This is a genomic window from Vibrio sp. A1-1, from assembly GCF_021728175.1.
Taxonomy (GTDB): Bacteria; Pseudomonadota; Gammaproteobacteria; order Enterobacterales; family Vibrionaceae; genus Vibrio; species Vibrio diabolicus.
On sequence record NZ_JAKKCL010000003.1, the window covers coordinates 323,876 to 330,623 of the forward strand.

Below are 6,748 nucleotides of genomic sequence, written 5' to 3' on the forward strand. Positions count from 1 at the left end.
CGTATTCACACAGGTAATTGGTTAATTTTGCTCATGCAAGTACGCACTAACAACATCAAATCGAGTTGCAATCCAAACCATCGCTGCCTAACTATAGATATCTCTGTAATGTATACTTTGCTAAACTCCACCCTTTGATGAGTAAGGCCCCTAAAATGATGACTGACGAAGAAAGAATCGAACTGCAACGGAACAACCCACTGCACGGGTTAAAGCTAGAAACTATGTTGCAAGAGTTGGTGGATTTTTATGGCTGGGACATTCTAGATACAGCAATGCGTTTTAATTGCTTTAACACTAAGCCTTCGATTGCAAGTAGTGTGAAGTATTTAAAGAAGACCGAATGGGCGAGAGAAAAATTAGAAAATTTTTACCTTTATCGCTTTAAGCGCATGCCACGCGCAAGTGAAGAAGAATATGATTTACCACCGAGAGCTCGTACGTTCCCTCATGGTCTTGAACCTAAAGAGCCAATGCCGCTAACCGTTGACTCTATCCTCAAGTCACAAGCTAAAGCTGCATCCGCATTTAAAAAACGCTCACCTCGTGGACGTCCGACGCGTCGATAGTACATAACCTTGAAAAGCAATAGAGCCCTACTGGTAGCTCCAGCAAGGCTCTATTGTTCTTTAAAGAAATGGCTAGAAGAGAATACTCAAGCTAGTGCGCCCCCTTCTCCAGCGCCTCCCATAAGTAAACTCACATGTAGTTTACGTTTTCTATTGATTACGCTTTTTCTTCTTTTTACCCGTACCTGCTGGCTTTGCACGCGGCTTCATCGGTAAAAAGTAGGCTTCACTTTGGTCGTCTTCCACTTCAAAGCCCTCTACCTGCTCACGTTCAAGTTGGAACTTATTTTTCTTTTCTATCACTTTGAAATGGTGATAGTCATCGTAATCGATAAGAGATAACCCTAGACCCACTTCACCAGCACGACCACTACGCCCTATTCGATGCATATAGTCAGCAGGACTACGCGGGAGATCGAAGTTAATCACCACTGGCAGCTTTTCAATATCAAGGCCACGTGCTGCGATATCGGTGGCAATAAGAACTTGAATCTCGCCAGACTTAAAACCGTCAAGGACACGAGTACGAGCGCCCTGCCCTTTATCACCATGGAAAACTTCAGCAGTAATACCGCGTTTTGACAGCTTTTGAGCTAAATGGTTACAGGCATTCTTAGCATTCACGAAAATCAAAGTCTGTCGCCACTGATGCTGTTTGATTAAGTGCGCGAGTACCGCCGTTTTCTCACCTTTATTTACACTAAACACGCGTTGCACCAAAGTGCTGGCTTCTGCGCTCTGCAACTGAACTTCAACAGGGTCGCGGAGCAATTGCTGAGACAGCGTCGTGACTTTATCAGGGAAAGTAGCAGAAAATAGCAGCGTCTGTTTCTTCTCTGGCAGTAACGCAAGAATCTTATTGAGTTCTTCGGTAAATCCGAGGCTCAACATACGGTCAGCTTCATCGAGCACGAGCGTTTTTACTTGGTCCAACTTAATCGCGTTACTGGATACCAGATCAAGTAATCGACCAGGCGTAGCTACGATAATGTCACAGCCACCGCGAAGCGCCAGCATTTGTGGGTTCACCGACACACCACCAAATACGGCAACCGTTTTGATCTTATCTCTAAGATGGTATGAGTAAGATTTGACGTTGTATGCCACCTGTGATGCCAGCTCACGAGTTGGAACTAAAATCAGGTGAGAAACGAAGTTACCACGGCGATGATTTGTTTCGTCTTGCTGAACAATTTTTTGCAGAATTGGCAGCGAAAAAGCAGCGGTTTTACCAGAGCCCGTATTGGCACCGCCAACAATGTCTTTCCCTTCAAGGATATAAGGAATGGTATGAGATTGAATGGGCGTCGGTTGGCTGTATTCTAACGCTTCTAGTCGCTCGACTAAGGTTGGAATCAGGCCAAGATCGGCAAATGTCGCTTGCTGTGTTTTATCTGTCATTACGATGAGTGGCTCAGTGCTAGTAAAGGCCGTGTATCTTATGCTATTTCGCGTCTGGATGTTAGCGATAATGAGCCAAACAGAAGACTGGTGAGAGAAGCACTGTAGGGAGCAGGAATTTCCTTTCACTAACATGAGTTAATGGTTTCGATAACCAAGGCTCTACGACTCACGGTGGTAGCGTTCGCGACGAACAAAGGGAAAAGGAGCCAGGCATCTGAATCCTGTAAAGCAAAATACATTGTATTTTGGGGAAAGAGATTGCAAAGGCAGGCCACATCCGAATCAAAGGCTTAACCACACTATTTAGCCCTGCGGTGTTGAGAGCAGAATACAGCTTGAGCAAAGCCCTAGGTCACTAATGTCCATCGTTATCTATTTAGCTAATGTTGTGGACTCGGTTGTATAGATTACTTTCGCACGATACCACGGTTCTTCTTAGGGCAAGTTTAACTGCTATAGCCACAATCGTTACTGTTGTCGTATATGGAAATACCTGTTGTCAGAAAGGTAACGCGCCAAGATGAGTAATGTTGCATATCATCCTCGTAAGCCCAATTCCTTCACGAGGTAGTAATGGAACAAATTAATTTGCCCCGATATCTGATATGTAGCTTCGCCTTTGTGTTGCTTTATCCTACGGCAATAGATCTCTACTTGGTTGCTTTACCACAAATCGCCAATGACCTGTCTGCGAGCGAATCACAACTTCATATCGCCTTTTCTGTTTATCTTGCTGGCCTAGCATCGACCATGGTTTTTGTTGGGCGAGCAGCTGATTGTTTTGGTCGTAAACCTGTTGCCATGTGCGGTGCAGTGATTTTTACCCTTGCATCAATGTTCGCGGGCTCTGCTGAGACCAGTAATAGCTTCCTAATAATGCGCTTCTTTCAAGGTGTAGGTGCCGCATGTTGCTATGTAGTGGCCTTCGCCATTTTGCGCGACACTTTAGGTGACCCAAAGCGAGCTAAGGTTCTATCGATGCTCAATGGAATTATCTGTTCTATCCCAGTACTTGCCCCCGTGATCGGCAATCTGATTATGATCAAGTTTCCGTGGCCAGTGTTATTCACTGCCATGGCGATGATGGGTATTGCGATAGGCTTAATTGCTTTCTTTGTCTTAAAAGAAACCTTGCCTAAAACCAAGCGCACACTTTTAGATGTGAGTGAAGATTCGAACGAATCACTATATAACCGTTTTTTTATATCGCGCGTTATTTACACATCTTTAGGAGTCACAGCGATTCTCTCTTATGTAAATACGTCACCAATGATAATAATGGATTCGATTGGCTTTACTCGAGGCGATTACTCAACAACGATGGCACTACTCGCAATGGTAGGTATGGCAACATCGTTTTCAGTACCATTTGCTCTGTCTTACTTCAAACAAACCACATTGATGTTCGCTGCACAAATGACCAATTTCCTGTCGGCTATCGTTATTCTCGCGGCTCACTTGAATAGCGATAGTCCGACACTTTATATGGTAGGATTCACTCTGCTCAGCATGAGTTTCCCTATGGGGTTTGGTGTGGCGATGAGTCAAGCGTTAAGCCAATTCTCACACAAAGCTGGACTTGCAAGCTCTATGCTTGGCATAGGTCAGGTTTCTTGGTCTGCACTTTACATTTGGTTGATGGCGACGTTAGGTGTGTCGGCTGTGATGATGTTAATGATAGCGTTGGTTGCTAGTAGCGTTATTGGACTCTCCATAATATTATTATTTCCAAATCAGAACGTTAGTGAGCCTCATGAAGAAATCTCTTGCCCGACTTGATCTTAATTTACTGCTCACTCTGCAATTGCTACTGCAAGAGCAGAGTGTTACTAAAACGGCGAAAAAACTTAATGTAACTCCCTCAACCGTGAGTAAGTCTTTAGGCAAATTGCGCGCTTGGTTTGATGACCCGCTTTTTGTGAATACGCCGCAAGGCCTAAAACCAACAAATCTCGCGACAAACGTGCAAGTGCTTTTGTCAGACTGGATGCAGATCGGTAACCTGATTGTTTCACACCGAGGTGATGATGCGCCAAGCGGGGTTAAATTTCATCTTGGAGTAGAGTCACCATTGTCACTCATCATGGCGGATGAACTGACCAAACGAATCCATGATTTTTACCCAGACTCGACGGTAAAGTTCCATAACTGGGATTACGACTCATTAGACGCCATTACCAGCGGTGAAGTGGATATTGGTTTTACTGGCCGTGAAAGCCATCCTCGCTCCAAAGAGTCGTTAGAACTGCTCCCGTATTTTATTAATTTCGAAGTGCTGTTCTCGGATTTACCTATGGTGTATGTCCGCAAGGATCATCCTGCACTCAAGCAAGGGTGGAATTTAGATACTTTCTTAAGCTATGCCCACATCAATGTAGCATGGGAGAAAAATGACAGTTGGGCATTGGATGAGATCTTGGCTGAGCAGGGACACACTCGAAACGTTAGCCTAACGATGGCGAGTTTCGAGCAAGCTTTATTTGTTGCAGAAAAGCCCGATCATCAAATGTTAACCACAGCACCAAAATATTGTCAGCGATACTGCGAACAGCTTCACCCCAACTTAATAGCGTTGCCTATCCCCATTGCGGAAGATTATCAGCACAAGCTACTGATTCCATTTACTATGATTTGGCACAAACGCAATTACAAGAACCCTAAAATCGTGTGGTTGAGGGAGACGATAAAGAGCCTGTATGGCACAAGTTGAACGGGTAATTTTGAAGTACATTTAAAGCAAAGGAATGAACATTCTCCCCCCCTTTATGTTGTCAATAACCGTAGGAGTGTGGTCTTGCCTTCCATTAGATTAAATATTTAAAAATCTTGAAATCTATTATCCACTTCGAAATTGATTTCAGCTCATTTGGGGCAGAAAGAAGCTAGAAGCAATTGCTTATGTTGGGTGAGTAAATGTATGTAAAGCCTCAGTACATAAAAACGAACCTAATTTAGGTAAGCTCTTGGCAACTATATGCCACGACTCGAAAAGTAACGAGTGGGTGAATCACCATAGACCCGACGAAACATAGCGATAAAGTTACTGGGCGTCGAATAACCCAAAGCATGTGCAACCGCTCCTACGGACTCTCCGCGAGCCATCATTTCTAACGAATGTATTAGCAGTGCTTGTTGCCGCCATTCACTAAAACTCATGTTTAACTCACTTCGAATCAATCGTCTTAACGTCCGAGATGAGACTGCCCCGATATTTGCCCAATGCTCCACAGAATGTTTGCTGTTTGGGTCTATTAAAATCGCTTGAGTAACTTTTTGCAGTCTCGGATCTCTGGGCAGTGGGATGTGGAGTGACTCATGAGGGCTATTGACGATTTCATCGGATATTACGGCAAGAATACGTAAAGACTGTATGGATAGATCGTCTGTTTTGCTCCATATCGATGCTCTAACCGATAGGGCTTTCAACACATCGCTCATTTGGATCACACAAGGTCTCATTGGAAACCGCTCACAACTCTCTGGAGTAAACAGTAATGAACGACCTTTCAGAGAACCACAAAAATAAACACTGTGCATCGCACCCGGGGGGATCCAACCAGCTCGGTGAGGTGGTAGTATCCACGTTCCTTCATCGGTTTTGACCTGAATTAGCCCTTCATCTATACACAGTAACTGGCCTCGATGATGGCTGTGCCAATTATGTGGCCGTTGATCCAAATGGTTGAAGTCGCTCCTTTCATGCTGCCACTCCTTAGCGATCAGTGCGGCGCCATTTTTCCATTCGCTGTAATCAGAGTTTGTCACTTTATTTACTCAATTCCATTTTGGCCATTATTCATTATTTTCTGTCCTCTTAACGTTACCATAGCAAGTTAGCGTTCGAGTAACATTTTAGCAACGACCATTTTATCGAAGGCAGAACCATCATGAACGAACCTATCTTTATTATCTATTACATTACAGCAGGCTTGGGCATTGGCTTTCTCGCTGGACTCGTTGGTGTGGGTGGTGGTGGAATGGCCGTCCCTATTTTTGCGTTTCTGTTTTCACTACAGGGAATAGCTGATACAGAAGTGGTCCATCTTGCGTTAGGGACATCAATGGCTTCGATGATTATTACAACATTGGGCAGCATGCGCGCTCACTACAAAAAAGAGAATGTAGACTCGACAATGGTAGTAAAAATGTTGAGCGGAGTTCTAGTCGGAACATTTTGCGCCACATTCGTGGCATCGTATCTACAGGGGGTCTATCTGGCAGGTTTTTTCAGCGTATTCATGTTGTATGTAGCTTATAAGATGTTTCTCAACACTGAGAATGAGTACAACCCGAACCCACATGGGGCTATCGGTAATATCACTGTAGGCTCGGTGATTGGCTCTGTATCAGCACTTGTCTCTATAAGCGGTGCGGGGTTGATCATCCCCTATCTTGTCCAGCAAAATTTTGAGGTAAAACGAGCTATTGGCACCTCTGCTGCGATAGGTTTCCCTATCGCGCTATCAGGAAGCCTCGGTTACATGTTAAACGGATGGGAAAATACAGATTGGAACAACTTAGTATTAGGATACATATATCTTCCTGCAATGATCAGCTTCTCCATTAGTAGCTACTTAACTACTAGCCTCGGCGTGCGTTGCGCAGAGTATTTCCCAAATAAAGTTCTTAAGAAAATCGTTGGTATTTTGTAAGCGCGTCATAAACACCGCATTCTAATCGTCTAGCCCGAATAATAAGATCAAACCTCCAACCCAAAGGAGATTTGAAATGGCTAAACGACGCACTAACCAAGAGTGGCGAACCCTGTTCGAGCA

Annotated in this window: 6 protein-coding genes; 4 read left to right on the forward strand and 2 right to left on the reverse strand. The window is 44.3% G+C overall.

What is annotated here, in order from left to right; all coding sequences use genetic code 11:
* The first annotated feature begins 155 nt into the window (after window positions 1–155).
* The gene (locus L3V30_RS08370) at window positions 156–569 is read left to right on the forward strand and encodes a VF530 family DNA-binding protein (RefSeq protein ID WP_005391068.1); all 414 of its coding nucleotides are present in this window, start codon (window positions 156–158) and stop codon (window positions 567–569) included.
* A 150-nt stretch (window positions 570–719) separates the two neighbouring features.
* Here L3V30_RS08370 and L3V30_RS08375 read toward each other — a convergent pair whose 3' ends face one another.
* The gene (locus tag L3V30_RS08375) at window positions 720–1,970 is read right to left on the reverse strand and encodes a DEAD/DEAH box helicase (RefSeq protein ID WP_237308692.1); all 1,251 of its coding nucleotides are present in this window, start codon (window positions 1,968–1,970) and stop codon (window positions 720–722) included.
* Between the two features lie 576 nt (window positions 1,971–2,546).
* Here L3V30_RS08375 and L3V30_RS08380 point away from each other — a divergent pair.
* Together L3V30_RS08380 and yidZ are read left to right on the forward strand one after the other, a co-directional pair.
* Window positions 2,547–3,752, forward strand: coding sequence for an MFS transporter (locus L3V30_RS08380; RefSeq protein ID WP_275949748.1), 1,206 nt, complete (start codon window positions 2,547–2,549; stop codon window positions 3,750–3,752).
* The gene (gene yidZ, locus L3V30_RS08385; RefSeq protein WP_237308693.1) at window positions 3,727–4,683 is read left to right on the forward strand and encodes an HTH-type transcriptional regulator YidZ; all 957 of its coding nucleotides are present in this window, start codon (window positions 3,727–3,729) and stop codon (window positions 4,681–4,683) included. Before L3V30_RS08380 ends, yidZ begins: the two co-directional genes overlap by 26 nt.
* 260 nt (window positions 4,684–4,943) lie before the next feature.
* Here yidZ and L3V30_RS08390 read toward each other — a convergent pair whose 3' ends face one another.
* Window positions 4,944–5,738, reverse strand: coding sequence for a helix-turn-helix transcriptional regulator (locus L3V30_RS08390; RefSeq protein WP_104972746.1), 795 nt, complete (start codon window positions 5,736–5,738; stop codon window positions 4,944–4,946).
* 122 nt (window positions 5,739–5,860) lie between these two features.
* On the opposite strand from L3V30_RS08390, the gene L3V30_RS08395 reads away from it, so the two are divergent.
* Window positions 5,861–6,625, forward strand: coding sequence for a sulfite exporter TauE/SafE family protein (locus L3V30_RS08395; RefSeq protein WP_237308694.1), 765 nt, complete (start codon window positions 5,861–5,863; stop codon window positions 6,623–6,625).
* The last annotated feature ends 123 nt before the right edge of the window (window positions 6,626–6,748 follow it).